Here is a 14,870-nt window from a genome sequence, read left to right as displayed (position 1 = left end):
GGGCAGACCGGCGATCCGACGGCTATTCGGTCAGTGGAGCCAGGCGCTGCGCGGGGTCGAAGAGGGTCTGTTCGGCGACCCGGGTAGCGGCCAGCGCTGCGAGAGTCGTTGCGGCCAAGAGCATATACATGACCACTATCTGGTAGCGGATCGCTGTGAGCGGATCCACACCCGCCAAAATCAACCCCGTCATAGCGCCGGGCAAACTGATCAGCCCGACCACCTTTGTGGAGTCTATCGCGGGAATCAGCGCGGTGCGCAGTGCGGAGCGGCGATACGGCAGAAACGCGTCGTGCGCCGAAAGCCCAAGGGCCAGACGGGCTTCGACGGCGTCGCGGGAGCGGCGGACATCCTCGGCGAGACGGCGCAGGGCAATACCGGTGGCCTGCATGGCCGAGGAGACGATCATGCCACCCACCGGAACCACCACCCGCGCGTGCGTGGAGATGACACCCAGCAGAATGAGCGCCCCCAAGGTGACGGTCGAGCCGAACGCAACGCCCAGGGTGGCGGAGCGGCGGGCATGCGGCAGGCCCGCACCGCGGCGACCCGCCACGAAGCCCGCGATCACCACCATGAGCACCACCCAGCCGAGCGCACCCGGTAATCCGGTGTGCCGGAACAGGATCAGCAGAATCGCGCCCACCGCGATCAGCTGGACTCCGGCCCGGGCGGCCGCGATCAGCAACTCGCGGGTGAGGTTCAGGCGCTGGCGGTAGGCGATGAGCGCGGCCAGACCGACCAGTAGCAGCGAGGCCGAGACGCCGGTCCAGTCGGGTACCGAGAGCTCATTCGTCACGACGATTCACCGGTCCTCGGATCGGTGCGGCGGGAGAGCAGACCGTGCTCCAACCGCCATGTCTCATCGGCCACCTCGGTGACGAAAGTGGTGTCGTGACTTACCAATACGACGCTGCCACCCGAGTCGCAGTGGGTGCGAATGAGATCGCCGACCGCGGCGGTCGCGACATCGTCGAGCGCCGAGGTCGGTTCGTCCAGCAGCAATACCTCGGGCTCCACCGCGAGGGCTCGTGCGAGGCAAACCCGTTGTGCCTCACCACCGGACAGTTCGGCGCAGCGCCTGCCCGCGAAGTCGGGAGTCAGCCCCGCCCGGGTGAGCAACTCCCCCACCCGCTCCGCGGTGACCGCACGCCCGACCCGCACCTCTTCCTCGACGGTATCGGTGAGCAGCACCGGCTTCTGCGGTACCAGCCCGACCCGGCGGCGCAGCGTCTGCACGAACAGCTCGACGATCGGGATACCGTCGAGCAGCACCCGTCCGCCGCTGGGTTCACCGAAGCGGTTCAGCAGCCGCAGCAGCGTCGTCTTACCCGCACCACTGGGACCGACGACCGCCGCGCAGCGCCCGGCGAGGAAGGTCGCGTTCACCTCGATGAGCTGCGGTGTCGACCCGTAACCGGCGCTGACCTGTTCCAGGGTGATGGTGGGCACGGGACCACAATGCCGCACATTCGACCGGCAGGCCGGAGCGGCGCGCTATTCGCCCGGGACGGGCTGCGGGACGCCGGCGGGGCGCCGCAGCAGGTAGCTCGTACCGTCGCCGTCAAGGATTACGGGGCCTGACCCGCGTCCGCTGCGTACCGTGGATGCGGTGAGTGCGCAGACATTGGGTGCGAGAGTTATTGCGACGGTGGGTGATCCACGCCAGGCCGGACCGGCGGTCACGGCGGGGGCGGATGCGGTCACGCGGCGGTGTCGACCTGGCTCGTCGGTGGATTGATCCTCGATGCCTGGGCGCATTCGCGGTGGCGGCTTCCGTTCGGTGCGGCGGTGCTGACGATGTTGCCCACCGTCGTGCTCTCCGGTGCGGAGAACGAGGCCCGTAATCTGTCCATTCTGCTGATGTTCGTGGTCGCGGCGATCGGGGTGGACGTGCTGGCGCGACTGTTGCGCCCGGCAGCGGATCGGCCCGGCGCTTATCAACTTTTCGGAGCGCTGGCCCCGTTGCTCACCTGGGCGCTGTACTTCGGGTCGGCGTCGGTGAGCGAAGGCGGAGTGCCCGAGATCGTGGAGTTCTGGACCGGTGCGCCCATTGTCGCGGCCCTGCTGGGCTGGCTGCTGGCCGTGCTGCTGCTACCGCCGCGTCGCGTGCCCGTCGAAAGTTGACGACCGGTCTGGACGAGATCGATTGCATCGCCGTATCTTTCGAAAACACAAGATCAGCCGCCGGTGCGCCGTACGCTCGGGCACCGACCCACAGCTGGATAGGCACAACCCGGAGGCGCTCATGCTGTCCCTGCAGGAGATTTCCGACCGTATGGAAATACAGGACCTGATGGTCCGGTATTCGCATGCGGTCGACACCCACCAGTGGGAATTGCTCGATGAGCTCTTCACCGCCGACGCCCATATCGACTACACCGCCATGGGCGGTCCGGCCGGCGATCTGGCGTCCACCAAAACCTTCCTCGCCGCCGTCATGCCGAATTTCTCGGCGTTCCAGCATATGGTCGCCAATTCCGCGATCCGCGTCGAAGGCGATCACGCCACCGCCCGCACCATGTGCCACAACCCGATGCTGGTGGCCGGCGCGGACGGTCATAGCCGCCTGATGCTGTGCGGGCTCTGGTATCACGACACCTTCGTCCGCGTGGACGGTGAATGGCGCATCCACCAGCGCATCGAGGAGAAGTCCTACATGTTCGTCGCCCCGCCGGCCGACGCGGTCCTGAGCTGACGGACTCGACCGCGCCGCTGGCTCACTCGCCGCGCAGCAGCGCGATGACGGGTGCGAGTTTCTCCATATTGTGTTCCAGGACGGTTATGTAGTTGAACCCGAAGGTTTTCCGGCGTTCGCGCAGGGTGTCGGCGATCTGATCCGGCGTACCGAACAGTACGACCGGGAGGTCCTCCAAGTCGCCGCTGAAGTCGGGTGGCAGGTTGTCCGCGAGGTAATCGGTTGCGGCGGAACGCTCTTCGGGGGCTACGACGGCTTGGACCAGGAGATTGAATTCGACGGTGCGTTCGCCGAGCAGGGCGCGCACATGGTCGATGCGTTCGACGGTGGCGGCGGAGTCGGCGAGAGTGAGCTTGCCGTTCGCGTCCGTGCCCGCACCGGTGAAGGCGATGAGATCGGCGTGCGCGGCGGCCACGCTCAGAGCGCGATTACCCCAACCGGCCAGCAAGCACCGATATCCGGCCGTTCGCGAAGGCTGCGAAGGCGGTCGAATCGAATTAACGCATGGACTCCACCGAATGGGGTACACGTGGTGAGTACGCGCGCCATCATGGGGTATCGCATTTCCGAGTCGCCCCGCGAGGAGTTTGCGCGATGACACACCTGCCCGCCCTATCACAGCAGCGTGCGGAGTTGGAGAAGGTGTGGGCGCGGTGGGCCACGGGTCCGCGGCAGTTGCTCGCCGGGGTGCCGGCGCCGGTGCTGCGGGAAGAAGTCGTGGAGTCGTGGGAGCGGTCCTTGCGCACTGTCGATCCGGCGCGGGCGGTCGCACCCGCCACCGATCGGGACGAATTGGGTTCGCGCTGGGCGGAATCGCCGCTGCGGACGCCCGTCACCGAATTGGCCGGGGAGATTCGTGCCATTGCCGAGGATGCCGGGATGGTCGCGGTCGTCACCGATGACGCGGGGACCGTGCTGTTCAGCTGCGGCGACCGGTCGGTCCGGCGGCGCGCCGAGACGGTGAACCTGGCACCCGGCGGCTGCTGGGACGAACCGTATATGGGAACCAGCGGCGTCGCCCTGACCCTGCACACCGGCCGCCCCAGTTCGGTATGGGCCGCAGAGCATTTGGTGGAGGCACTGCACGGCTGGGTCTGCTACTGCGCGCCCATTCGCGCCGCCGATGGGCGGCAACTGGGTGTGCTGGACCTGTCGACCTATTGGGATCGCTCGCATCCGATGATCCTGACCACGGTGCGGGCCTTGGTCACCGCCATCGAATCACGTTTGCACGCAGAGTATTCCAGGCCGGCCGCCCGCACCCGCCTCGAATGCCTGGGTGTGCCACGCCTCTACAAGCAGGGCCGGCAGGTCGCCATGCGCCCGCGTCAGGTGGAGATTCTCACCCTGCTCGCGCTGGAGCCGGAGGGTTTCACCCCCGAGCGTTTGCACGCTGCCGTCTATGGTGACCGGTCGGTGTCCCCGAGCACCCTCAAAGCCGATGTCTCGCGCCTGCGCCGCGCCACCGACGGTCAGATCGCGGATCGCCGCTATATGCTCACCGATCCCGTCGCCTGCGATGCCACCGAACTGCTATCCGCGCTCGAGGCGGGCGATCTCACCACCGCCGTGCGCCTGTATCGCGGTCCGCTACTACCGGATTCCGATATTCCCGGCATTGTGCAGTGGCGTGAACACCTCGACGTCTGCTTGCGCACCGCGGTGCTCGCGGATCGAAATCCCGAGCACGCCTTGCGATTCGGGCAGCGCTGCCCGGACGATATCGAAATTCACGAGCACGCACTGCGATTGCTCGCCCCGGGCGACAGCCGCCGCGCGCTGGCGGCGGCCCGACTGCACACCGCGTTACGCGCGTAGTTGGTCGATGACGGCCTTTTCCCCGGTCGTCTCGGCGATATGAAACGACCGCCACAGCGGTGGGGGCATCGTTGCGCCGAGGTTGCAGTGAACAGCCTACTTTTCACCAACCCTGCGCCAACCCTCTGCCAACCCGGTGGGTTCATAGTGACCCCGGTCACCGCAGATCTGCGATCAGGAGCCGCGACCATGATTTACGCCGAACCTGGCACCGCCGGCAGTGTCGTACTTACGAGCCACTCCCCCGAGAATTTCGGATCTCTTTGAGGCGCAAAGCTTCCGAAGCAGTCCGTGCGATTTTGGAGGGGTCGGATGAGGACGGGTTCCGTTACCAGGGTGGCCATCACCGAGGCCGCGGCCGATGTGCTGCAGGGGCTCATCTCCCATAACGGTCCGGTCATGTTCCATCAATCCAGCTGCGGTGACGGCAGCTCACCCGTGTGCTATCCGCTCGGCGAATTCCGGGTCGGCGCAGCCGATGTCATGCTCGGCCGAGTCTTCCCCGACACCCCCTTCTGGATCACCGTCGACCAATACGAACACTGGCGCCACACCCACCTCACCGTCGACGTGATACCCGCCCGCACCACCACCTTCTCCCTGGAAGCCCCCGAAGGCGTCCGATTCATCATCCGGTCCCGGCTCTTCACCGACGCCGAAGCGGCAGTCCTGGACGCGGCTCCAGCCCCGCCCCGAGGCGCCGACCGAACCGGATGAGAGGTGACGCGGCCGGTTTCTCCGGGCCGGCCGCGCCACCGCCCTGCACGTGAGATCGGTTGTCCGGGTTGAGGTCAGCGGCCGGGCAGGTACTTGATCGCCCGGGCTACGCCCATCAGGAAGGGCTGCCATATCTCCTGGGAGATCATGGGCGGGGGGTCGAGGTTCAGGAAGCGGGTGACCACTACCGTTTGGGGTTCGGTGAATTTGAGGAGGCCGTCGGGGCCGTGGCGGCGGCCTACGCCGGAGATGCCCATGCCGCCCATGGGGGCGCCGGTGGAGCCCCAGGCGGGGGCGTAGCCCTCGTCTATGTTCACCGTGCCCGCGTGTAGGCGTTCGGCAATGCGCTCGCCTTCGGCTGTGCTTGCGGCCCAAACACTTGCGTTGAGGCCGTATTCGGTGTCGTTGGCCTTGGTGATGGCTTCTTCCACGTCGGCAACGGGGTAGATGGAGACCAGGGGGCCGAAGGTTTCGTTGCGGCCGCACTCCATGGTGTCGGTGACGCCGGACAGGACCGTGGGTTCGAAGAATAGGGGGCCGAGGTCGGGGCGTGGGTTGCCGCCGGCGAGGACTTTCGCGCCCTTGGAGACGGCGTCGGCCACGTGTTTGGTGACGGTCTCGAGTTGGGCTTCGGAGATGAGGCTGCCGATATCCTCCGAATAGTCGTAGGCCGCACCGATTTTGGCGGCTTTGACGGCGGTGACGAACTTTTCGGTGAATTCGGCGGCCACCGACCGCTCGACGTAGAGGCGCTCGATGGAGATGCAGAGTTGGCCGGCGTTCGAGAAGCATGCTCGCACAGCGGCTTTGGCGGCCTTGCCGATATCCGCGCCCGCGGCGACGATCATCGGGTTCTTGCCGCCGAGTTCGGCGGAGAAGCCGATCAGGCGGCGGCCGCACTGTTCGGCCAGGGTGCGGCCGGTGGCCGAGGAGCCGGTGAACATGAGGTAGTCGCAGGCGTCCACGATGGCGGTGCCGACCACCGTGCCGGGGCCGGTGACCACCGCGAACAGATCGCGCGGGAGCCCGGCGCGAGCGAACAGTTCGGCATTGGCCAGCGACGAGTACGGGGTTTGACTGTCCGGCTTCACCACCACGGCATTGCCCGCCAGCAGCGCGGGGATGGAGTCGCCGATCGAGAGCAGCATCGGATAGTTCCACGGCGCGATGACACCGACGATGCCCTTGGGTACCGCACGCACGGCCGCCCGGTTCAGGACCGGGAACGCACCGGGCACACTGTGCGAGGCGAGCAATTGCGGTGCGACACGAGCGAAGTAGCGGGCCGCGAACATCAGCCCCATGATCTCTTCCTGGGCGGCCCAGCGCGCCTTACCGGTCTCGGCCTGCACCACATCCATCAGGTATTCGCGGTTCTCCACCACGAGATCCCGGTAGCGGTTGAAGACCTCGGCGCGGTCCTTGGCGGGGCGCAAGGCCCATTCCACTTGCGCGGCACGCGCTTTGGCGACGGCCGTGGCGACATCGGCGGCGGTGCCCACCGGCACAGTCCCGAGCGTCCTGCCGGTGAACACCTCGGTGATCTCGCGGGTTTCGCGCTCCTCGGTGGTATCCACTGCCGCGAACGTCCGCAGACGTTCGAACACTGCGGCTGCCGGAACGGGCATCGTCGCCTCCTGGGTACAGGTTACTGCCGGGTACATACAATCTACCCGCACCGGCAAGCCGGAACGGGCGACTCCACCTGGATTCCGAGCCCACCCGATGAATTCGGCGCGCGCCGCGAGTAAGTACTCGTGATACCCCTTCGGAGAAGGACTGCACGCGATGAAAATGACCATCGGTCAGCGCTGGGTACTGGCGCTCACCTCAATTGCCGGATTTATGATCGTGCTCGACGCCCTGGTCGTCACCACCGCCCTGCGGGCCATCCAACTCGATCTGCACGCCTCGATCGGCGAGCTGGAATGGACCATCAACGCCTACAACCTGAGCTTCGCGGTACTGCTGATGGCGGGCGCGGCGCTCGGCGATCGCTACGGCCGCCGCCGCGTATTCATAGCCGGGCTGACCCTGTTCAGCGCGGCCTCGGCCGGGTGCGCACTCGCACCCGATCTCGGTTGGCTGATCGCGGCCCGGGCCGTCCAGGGCGTCGGGGCCGCCGCCGTCATGCCGGTGGCGGTAGCGGTACTGTCGGCCGCCTTCCCGCCGGAACAGCGCACCCGCGCGCTCGGAATCTTCGCTGCCATAACCGGATTGGCCACCCTGGGTGGCCCGATGGTCGGCGGTGCGGTGGTGCAGGGCCTGTCGTGGCAGTGGATCTTCTGGCTCAATGTGCCGATCGGCGCGGTGCTCATCGTGCTGGTGCGCGCGCGGCTCAGTGAAAGTTTCGGGCAGGCACGCGCTTTGGACTACCCGGGGACGGCGCTGGTCAGCCTGGCCGCGTTCGGTGTGGTCTGGGGACTGATCCGGGGTAACGAATCCGGTTGGGGCAGTGCGGAAGTCATCACGGTTTTCTTCCTCGGCGCGGTCGCGTTGATCGGCTTCGTGCGCTGGGAGCTGCGCACTCCCGAGCCGCTGATTCCGATGCGGTTCTTCACCTTGCGCGCCTTCTCGGCGGGCAATGCCTCGAGTTTCCTGCTCGCCGCGTCCATCTTCGGTGGGGCGTTCTTCTTCACCCAGTTCCTGCAGGTGGTATTGCATTACAGTCCACTTGGCACGGGTCTGCGCCTGGCGCCCTGGACCGCGACGCTGTTCTTGGTCGCGCCTATTGCGGGTAAGCAGGTCAACAGGTTCGGTGAACGGCCGCTGGTCGTGCTCGGTCTGCTGCTGCAGGCCATCGGTTTCGGCTGGATCGCGCTCATCGCCCGCCCCGATCTGCCCTACGTGCTGATGGTGCCGCCGTTCATCATCGCGGGTATCGGCGCGTCGATGGGTATCCCGTCCGCGCAGAGCGCGGTCCTGCGCGCGGTCCCGATGACCGCGATCGGTGCCGCGTCCGGCACCTACAATGCCCTGCGTCAGCTCGGTGGGGCCTTCGGAATCGCCGTGCCCGCAGCGGTTTTCGCCGCGGTGGGCGGATACGCGTCCGCACAGGTATTCACGGACGGTTTCATCGCCGCGACCGCGACCGCGGCCCTGCTGGCCCTGACCGGCTCGGTGATCGGCCTGCTGATCCCGGCCGGCGCGCCGATCGCCGCCGCCGAGCCCGATATGCCGGTTGCCGTCTCCACCGAGCGCGCTGGGACAACCGCATGACCGGTATCGATATCCGCCGTCCGGATTCGCCGGTAGGTTCCTCATCCATGACGGTCGGTGCCGAATTCGCGACCCGCACAGCCCCGTTCCGGCCGGAGCTGCTCGCGCACTGCTACCGGATGCTCGGCTCGATTCACGAGGCCGAGGATCTGGTGCAGGAGACCATGCTGCGGGCCTGGCGCGCCGCCGATCGATTCGACGAGCGCAAGGCTTCCCTGCGCACCTGGCTGTATCGAATCGCCACCAATGCCTGCCTTACCGCGCTCGAACAGCGCGGTAACCGGGCCCTGCCCACCGGACTGGTGGGTCCGAGTCGGGAACTCGTCCTGAACCCGCCCCGCTATCCGGAGATCTCCTGGCTCGAACCGATTCCCGATGTGCTGCTGGGCAATTCGGCCGACGATCCGGCGACGGTGGTGGCCGCGCGCAGCGGTATCCGGCTCGCCTTCATCGCGGCGCTGCAGCATCTGCCCGCGCGCCAGCGCGCGGTATTGATCCTGCGCGATGTGCTGGCCTGGTCCGCGGCCGAGGTCGCCGATCTCCTCGACACCTCCCCCGCCGCCGTCAACAGTGCGTTGCAGCGCGCCCACGCCCACCTGGAGAAGGTTGCGCCGATGCTCGACCAGATGTCGGAATCGCTGAGCCCGGACGAACGGGCCACGGTGGATCGCTATATGCACTATTTCGGCAAGGCCGATATGCGGGGCCTGGCCGAGGTGCTCCGCGAGGATGTCGTGATCGAGATGCCGCCCGCCCTGGTGTGGTTCGCGGGCCGCGTCGATGTGCTCGAATTCTTCACCGGCAAAATATGTGCGGAACCGGGCAAGTGGAGGTTCATCCGCACGGCGGCCAATACCCAACCGGCCGCCGCGTGCTATCTACGTGATGCGGAGGGCATTTACCGGGCGCAATCCATCCATGTGCTGACGGTGACGGACTCGGCGATCGACAAGATCACCGTCTTCCTGGAGCCGAAGCTGTTCGTCCGCTTCGGCCTACCGGCAACCCTCTGATAGCGGACGAATCCGACTGATCTGTAACCAATCGACCTCGGATAACGAACAACCCCCAGCACCAGCTCCACCGAATAGCAACTGTCGAGTTCACCGTTCGGAAGGGATTGTTCCGCCAGCTGAAACGGCCCGAGGCGCGTGTACGAGGGGTGTGCGTGCCGAAGACCGGGAAGTATCGAAAAGGCGAACCCGCGTGCACTGGTGTGTGCACGCGGGTTCGCGACTGATGCTGCGGGAGCGGGCTATTCGTTCACGAGTACCGGAATCGACAGCACCGCGGCGGAGACCGGCGCATCGGTCGGGGCCGAGGTGATGGTGAAGTCGATGCCGTCATTGTGCGGAATATGTGTGCCGCCGCCCATGGTCTCCTCATCGGCGTGCTCGAAATGCCCGGTGCCCACCAGGCGTCCGGCGGCGTCGTAGAACGCCGCCCGCACCTCGAGGGCGAGCACATCGCTCACATCGGTGGTGATGGCCACGCGCCCGCGCACCGTGGATCCGTCCAACCGGGTACCGGTGAGCTGAATCCGATCGGTGAACGGTCCGGGCTCCACCCGCACCTCACCCGGTGCCGCGGTGATCGAAGCGGCCGGTGCCACAGCGGGTTTCGGCGCGAACGACGGCGTCACCACCGCGCTCGGCGCACTCTCGGACGGTACGGTCGAGCATCCGGCTCCGAACGCGACCACCACGAGCAGTCCCGCGATCAGCGTCGCGCGCACTCCCGCAACACCATTCATGCTCACGGCAGCAGGGCCTTGTGCATCTTGGTGTACAGCGCGGTGTTGTCCTGGCTGGCGGCGAAGACGTCGCCACCCGGACCGTACGCGTAGATCATCACGTCCGCGCCGGTGTGGTTACCGGACAGGTAGGTCAGCCACAGGCTGGCCTCGGCGGAACCGTCCTTGACCTCGGCCTTGTCATCCGGGGTGCGGAAGGTCGCCGGGGCGAAGTTGCGCGGATCGTTCGCGCCCGAGCCGTTGACGAACCCGTTCGAGCGGGCGGGGTCCTTCACATTCTCCTTGCCGTCCCGCGACGGGTTGGAGTTGTTGGCCGGGTTGGTGGCGTCCACATTGGTGGGCGGGGCGATCGCTTCGGCGTTGACGAAGGTGCCCTTCTCGATGATGTTGAAGCCCGCGCACTCGTGGTCGGCGGTGACGATGACCAGGGTGTGCCCGTCCTTCTTGGCGAAGTCCATGGCGGCCGCGACGGCGTCGTCGAACGCCTTCACCTCGTCGAGGGTCTGGGCGGCGTCATTGGCGTGCGAGCGCTTGTCGATGAGCGCGCCCTCGATCTGCAGCAGGAAGCCCTTGCTGTCCTTACGCTTCGAGAGCAGGTCGATGGCCTTGGTGGTCATGGCCGACAGGGTCGGCTCCTGCTTCTGCGGCGCGGAGTCCGGCAGCAGCGCCTTGGCCTGGGTGACGGTCAGATTGCCGCGGTTGAACAGGCCGATCACCTTGTCACTCTTGGCCGCGGTCAGATCCGCGGCGGTGGCGACCTTCTGGCTGTCGGCGGTCTGGGCCTTGAGCGCGGGATCGCCCATACTGCCCAGCACCTCATAGCCCTTGTCCAGCATGGCCTTCTGGTCTTCGGGCTCGAAGCGGGCCAGGCCGCCGCCGAAGATGACATCGGCGGTGCCGTTGCGCGCGATCTGCTCGGCGATCGGGGTCACCAGGGTCTTGTCCGCGGGCTGGGCCTCGAAGCTGCCGTCGGCCTTCTTGGGCAGGCAGGTGGATTCGCTGAATGTGGGTCCCTGGCAGCCGCGCAGCAGCGCGTGGCTGAACATGCCGGCCGGGGTGGCGTCGGTGATCTCGGCGGTGCTCACATTTCCGGTGGCGAAACCGGCGGCCTTGGCCTGCTCCATCAGCGTGGGCACGGATTTGCCGTAGGCGTCCACGCCGAGCCCCGCGTTGTAGGTCTTCACGCCCGAGGACCAGGCGGTCGCCGAGGACGCGGAGTCGGTCACCAGGGCGGGCTTATCGCTGTTCGGTTCCACCGCATAAGTGGAGACCGCTCCCACGTACGGCAGCTGTTCCATGTTCAGGTGCCCCTTGGCCCCGAGGAAGCGCTCGCGGGCAGCGGTGATGTGGGTGCGTCCCATGCCATCGCCCAGCAGGTAGATGATGTTGTGAACTTCGTTGTCGGCCTTGCTGTCCGAGCCGCAACCCGCGACCAGGGTCGAGCCCACGAACGCGGCGGTGATGGCCGCGACGGCGCCGAGCCAGGCGCGTTTCTTGTGCTGCACTTAGTTCCTCCAACCTTCGCGGCACGGGTTTCGTGCGCGGCCCGCTGTACCCCGGGCGCGGCGACCGTAACCCTGGACGGTTGCCCGAAATCGACACCCAGCTGTCGAGTCGGTGAACGTCTGTCATGACGATCGACGCGGGTTCTGCGGTGCGGGCAGAATTTCGGGTCCCGCGAACCGGCTACACACGTGAGACTGCGGGGCTATTCTCTGGTCACCAGGTAGGTAACGCACAGCGCAGGTGGTGACCGAAGGTTGGCCGCACCGTGGGCGAGAGGCACTCTCGCGCAACGGATTCAACGTTTGTACCGGCGACTTCGCACCCGCGCTCGAATACCGGACGGCCGGTCCGCGAGTCAAATCCCATCCCGCTCAAGAAGACTCGGCAGGGCGCTTCGGCCACCCGATGGCTACCCTCGGGCAATGCGCAGCAGGCGGCCAGGGGTGCGGACCCGAATTCTCGCCATCGCACTCGTACCCAGCCTGGCACTGGTGGCCATCGGCGGCGGCGCGACCGGGTATCTGGTGGACCGCTCGAACACCGCGCGGAATTGGGCCGAAGAACTACAGGCCGGTGTCGCACCCACCCGCGAACTCATCGAGGCACTCGAACTGGAGCGCCGAATCACGCTGTGGCGCATAGCCGGAGCCGATACCGATCTGCACGCGCTGGCCGCCGCCCGCCAGCGCCTGGACGCCGCCCTACGCGAGATCGCCCCCGCACAATCACGATTGCGCAGTGTGGGCCCACAGTCCATGGGCGATGCCACCTCCGCGCTCACCGAATTGACCAAGCAGCTCACCCTGATTCGCATGGGCCTGGACGCGGGCACCCTGCTGTTCGGCGACGCCGACACCTTCTACAGCTCCATACCGCAGATCGTCCTCGCCGGTGTCCGCATCGTGCAGGAATCCGCGCCGGACGCGTCCACCGCCATCGAACTCGCCGCCGCCAGTGGGGTTTTGGAGGGCCTGGAGGCCATGAGTCGCGCGAATGCCCTGGGCGCGGCGCTCATCGACGGTGGCAGCGGCCTGCCCGTCGAGCTGGCCGATGAGTACCTGCGACTCATCGGCTTCTATCACAATCGCATCGAACGTCTACTCGCCGATGGCGATCCGACGCAGGCGGCCGCCGCGAAAACCCTGGTGGGAGGCGCGGCCTGGCAGCGGCTCAGCAGTATGGAGACCGCTCTGGCGCAGCGCGCGGTACCCCGAGCCGACGGCACCGCCTTCAAACCCGCTCCGCTCCCGCTGACCACCGCCGCGTGGGAGGACGCCGCCACCGAGGTGAACAAGGCCCTGGCGGATCTGTGGCAGGCCGAGAACTCCGAAGCCCAGAGCCTGGCCGGTGACGCCGCCGCCACGACCACCCGCAATTCGCTGCTCACCGGCGCGGCCATGCTGATCGTCGCACTGGGGGCCATTCTGGTCGCACTGGCGCTGGCCAATCGAATCATCCGGCGGCTGCGCCGACTTCGCGACGAAACCATCGCGCTCGCCGATGAGCGATTGCCCGAGACCATGCGCCGGCTCGCCGACGGCGAACACGTCGATATCGATACCGAAACTCCCGCACTGGAATTCGGCGCTGACGAGATCGGCCAGGTAGCGGACGCGTTCAGCCATGCGCACAGCGCCGCCGTCGCGGCCGCGGTCACCGAATCCCGTACCCGGGAGGGTGTGAAGGCGGTCTTCCTCAATATCGCGCACCGCAGCCAGGTCGTGGTGCACCGGCAGTTGGAGATTCTCGACGAGGCCGAATCCGAGCAGCAGGATCCGGCGCTGCTGGAGACCTTCTTCCTGCTCGATCACCTCGCCACCCGCGAGCGTCGCAATGCCGAGAACCTGGTCATCCTCGCGGGTGGCCGGCCCGGGCGACAGTGGCGCAATCCGGTGCCGCTGATGGAGTTGGTGCGCAGCGCCGTCGGCGAGACCGTGCACTACCAGCGGGTCCGAACCGGTCGGCTGCCACAGACTTTCATCGTCGGCGCGGCGGTCGGCGACCTGATTCACCTGCTGGCCGAGCTCATCGACAATGCCACGCACTTCTCCCCGCCGCAGTCGAAGGTGCAGATCACCGGAAATACCGTCGGTCGCGGTGTGGTGCTGGAGATCGCCGATCAGGGTGTGGGCGTAGCGGAGGACGAGCTCGAGCGGATCAACACGCTGCTGGCCACCGCGGCCGGCCTCGGTCTCGGGAACTTCTCCTCGGACTCCCGCCTGGGCGTGTTCGTGGTCTCGCAACTCGCTGCCCGGCACGGCATTTCGGTCCGGCTCTCCGAATCCGATTACGGCGGCCTGCGCGCCATCGTGCTCGTTCCCGCCGCACTGATCGCCGGTGGCACACCCTCTCCCGACTACACCTCCGGCCAACTCCCGGTTCCCCGGCGCACCGAATTCCGTCCGGACACAGGCGAACTCCCGGTACTCGATACACCGATCGACCCGGCCACGGACACCGGCCGACACGCGCGCGTGGATCTGCCCGAGGACGGCGACCGCCCCACGCTGCCCCGGCGTCACCGGCAGGCCAGTCTCGCACCGGAATTGGCACACGACCCCGCACCGGACGAGTCGGCCGTCATCTCCTGGGATACCACCCTGCCCGGTCAGGCCCCGCCGGTCCTGCCCACGCGCGGTGCCGAACAGGCCCGAGATCTCATGTCCGCCATCGAGAACGGCACCCGGCAGGGTCGTCGTGCCGATCCGGACCCCCTCCCACCCATCACAAATCGACAGGAAGGCGACGGTGAGTACTTCTCCCGCCGGTGACCTCGACTGGCTGCTCGACGATCTCGTCGACAAGCTCGCCGGTGTGCGTCACGCCGTGGTCCATTCGACCGACGGTCTGCTGCTCGGCCGCTCCACCCGCATGCTGCGCGAGGATGCCGAACACTTCTCCGCCATGTCCTCCACGCTGTACGGGCTGTCCCGCAGTGCCGGACACCGTTTCGACGGCGGCGGTGTGCGTCAAGCCGTCATCGAACTCGATCGCGCGGTCCTGTTCGTCACCGCGGCGGGCCCGAACGCGTGTCTGGCCCTGCAGACCGGAGCCGACGCGAATCTGGGCATGGTGGCCTATGAAATGAATCTGACCGTGCAGCGGGTGGGTTCGCTCCTGTCCACCGCGGCCCGCCGCCCCGGCGAATTCGGCTGAGCC

General features: G+C 67.1%; 15 protein-coding genes. 8 read left to right on the top strand and 7 right to left on the bottom strand.

Annotated features, from left to right (window positions below; genetic code table 11):
• Positions 1-22: 22 nt before the first annotated feature.
• Genes fetB through GFY24_RS25140 form a run of 3 tightly spaced genes read right to left on the bottom strand, consistent with a single transcriptional unit; the run spans position 23 to position 1,707 of the window.
• Entirely contained in the window at positions 23-799 is a 777-nt protein-coding gene (gene fetB / locus GFY24_RS25150) for an ABC transporter permease (RefSeq protein WP_309231309.1), read from the bottom strand.
• Positions 796-1,452, bottom strand: coding sequence for an ATP-binding cassette domain-containing protein (locus GFY24_RS25145; protein WP_309231308.1), 657 nt, complete (start codon positions 1,450-1,452; stop codon positions 796-798). The genes fetB and GFY24_RS25145 overlap by 4 nt, the downstream gene beginning before the upstream one ends.
• A gap of 45 nt (positions 1,453-1,497) precedes the next feature.
• Complete coding sequence (locus GFY24_RS25140) at positions 1,498-1,707, bottom strand: hypothetical protein (protein ID WP_153807538.1); 210 nt, start codon at positions 1,705-1,707, stop codon at positions 1,498-1,500.
• 6 nt (positions 1,708-1,713) lie between these two features.
• Between GFY24_RS25140 and GFY24_RS25135 the strand changes: the two genes are divergently transcribed.
• Together GFY24_RS25135 and GFY24_RS25130 are read left to right on the top strand one after the other, a co-directional pair.
• Positions 1,714-2,127, top strand: a complete 414-nt coding sequence (locus GFY24_RS25135) for a hypothetical protein (protein WP_153807537.1) — start codon at positions 1,714-1,716, stop codon at positions 2,125-2,127.
• A 121-nt stretch (positions 2,128-2,248) separates the two neighbouring features.
• Entirely contained in the window at positions 2,249-2,698 is a 450-nt protein-coding gene (locus tag GFY24_RS25130; RefSeq protein WP_153807536.1) for a nuclear transport factor 2 family protein, read from the top strand.
• A 22-nt stretch (positions 2,699-2,720) separates the two neighbouring features.
• Here GFY24_RS25130 and GFY24_RS25125 read toward each other — a convergent pair whose 3' ends face one another.
• Positions 2,721-3,146 (bottom strand): hypothetical protein, encoded by a 426-nt coding sequence (locus GFY24_RS25125; protein WP_153807535.1) that lies wholly within the window; start codon positions 3,144-3,146, stop codon positions 2,721-2,723.
• 146 nt (positions 3,147-3,292) lie between these two features.
• Between GFY24_RS25125 and GFY24_RS25120 the strand changes: the two genes are divergently transcribed.
• Both GFY24_RS25120 and GFY24_RS25115 read left to right on the top strand, forming a co-directional pair.
• The gene (locus GFY24_RS25120; protein WP_153807534.1) at positions 3,293-4,516 is read left to right on the top strand and encodes a transcriptional regulator; all 1,224 of its coding nucleotides are present in this window, start codon (positions 3,293-3,295) and stop codon (positions 4,514-4,516) included.
• A 312-nt stretch (positions 4,517-4,828) separates the two neighbouring features.
• Entirely contained in the window at positions 4,829-5,233 is a 405-nt protein-coding gene (locus tag GFY24_RS25115; protein ID WP_153807533.1) for a DUF779 domain-containing protein, read from the top strand.
• 74 nt (positions 5,234-5,307) lie between these two features.
• Here GFY24_RS25115 and GFY24_RS25110 read toward each other — a convergent pair whose 3' ends face one another.
• Complete coding sequence (locus tag GFY24_RS25110; protein ID WP_255458732.1) at positions 5,308-6,897, bottom strand: succinic semialdehyde dehydrogenase; 1,590 nt, start codon at positions 6,895-6,897, stop codon at positions 5,308-5,310.
• Positions 6,898-7,021: 124 nt separating this feature from the next.
• On the opposite strand from GFY24_RS25110, the gene GFY24_RS25105 reads away from it, so the two are divergent.
• Together GFY24_RS25105 and GFY24_RS25100 are read left to right on the top strand one after the other, a co-directional pair.
• Positions 7,022-8,452, top strand: coding sequence for a DHA2 family efflux MFS transporter permease subunit (locus tag GFY24_RS25105; protein ID WP_228566620.1), 1,431 nt, complete (start codon positions 7,022-7,024; stop codon positions 8,450-8,452).
• Entirely contained in the window at positions 8,449-9,465 is a 1,017-nt protein-coding gene (locus GFY24_RS25100) for a sigma-70 family RNA polymerase sigma factor (protein ID WP_309231307.1), read from the top strand. The genes GFY24_RS25105 and GFY24_RS25100 overlap by 4 nt, the downstream gene beginning before the upstream one ends.
• A gap of 242 nt (positions 9,466-9,707) precedes the next feature.
• Here GFY24_RS25100 and GFY24_RS25095 read toward each other — a convergent pair whose 3' ends face one another.
• Positions 9,708-10,211 (bottom strand): hypothetical protein, encoded by a 504-nt coding sequence (locus GFY24_RS25095; RefSeq protein ID WP_153807531.1) that lies wholly within the window; start codon positions 10,209-10,211, stop codon positions 9,708-9,710.
• Positions 10,208-11,710 carry an alkaline phosphatase gene (locus tag GFY24_RS25090; protein WP_309231306.1) on the bottom strand — a complete coding sequence of 501 codons (1,503 nt, stop codon included), beginning with the start codon at positions 11,708-11,710 and terminating at the stop codon, positions 10,208-10,210. The genes GFY24_RS25095 and GFY24_RS25090 overlap by 4 nt, the downstream gene beginning before the upstream one ends.
• Before the next feature lie 423 nt (positions 11,711-12,133).
• On the opposite strand from GFY24_RS25090, the gene GFY24_RS25085 reads away from it, so the two are divergent.
• Together GFY24_RS25085 and GFY24_RS25080 are read left to right on the top strand one after the other, a co-directional pair.
• Entirely contained in the window at positions 12,134-14,482 is a 2,349-nt protein-coding gene (locus tag GFY24_RS25085) for a nitrate- and nitrite sensing domain-containing protein (RefSeq protein ID WP_153807530.1), read from the top strand.
• Positions 14,460-14,867, top strand: a complete 408-nt coding sequence (locus GFY24_RS25080; RefSeq protein WP_309231305.1) for a roadblock/LC7 domain-containing protein — start codon at positions 14,460-14,462, stop codon at positions 14,865-14,867. Before GFY24_RS25085 ends, GFY24_RS25080 begins: the two co-directional genes overlap by 23 nt.
• Positions 14,868-14,870 lie beyond the last annotated feature (3 nt).

Source organism: Nocardia sp. SYP-A9097 (assembly GCF_009649815.1).
Taxonomy (GTDB): domain Bacteria; phylum Actinomycetota; class Actinomycetes; order Mycobacteriales; family Mycobacteriaceae; genus Nocardia.
This window is presented reverse-complemented; position numbering and strand designations above follow the sequence as displayed.

Bases quoted from the DNA above. Each gene is read 5' to 3' on its own strand.
- GFY24_RS25130 (WP_153807536.1), top strand. From the start codon at position 2,249: ATGCTGTCCCTGCAGGAGATTTCCGACCGTATGGAAATACAGGACCTG.
- GFY24_RS25100 (WP_309231307.1), top strand. From the start codon at position 8,449: ATGACCGGTATCGATATCCGCCGTCCGGATTCGCCGGTAGGTTCCTCA.
- GFY24_RS25105 (WP_228566620.1), top strand. From the start codon at position 7,022: ATGAAAATGACCATCGGTCAGCGCTGGGTACTGGCGCTCACCTCAATT.
- GFY24_RS25110 (WP_255458732.1), bottom strand. From the start codon at position 6,897: ATGTACCCGGCAGTAACCTGTACCCAGGAGGCGACGATGCCCGTTCCG.
- GFY24_RS25115 (WP_153807533.1), top strand. From the start codon at position 4,829: ATGAGGACGGGTTCCGTTACCAGGGTGGCCATCACCGAGGCCGCGGCC.
- GFY24_RS25120 (WP_153807534.1), top strand. From the start codon at position 3,293: ATGACACACCTGCCCGCCCTATCACAGCAGCGTGCGGAGTTGGAGAAG.
- GFY24_RS25085 (WP_153807530.1), top strand. From the start codon at position 12,134: ATGCGCAGCAGGCGGCCAGGGGTGCGGACCCGAATTCTCGCCATCGCA.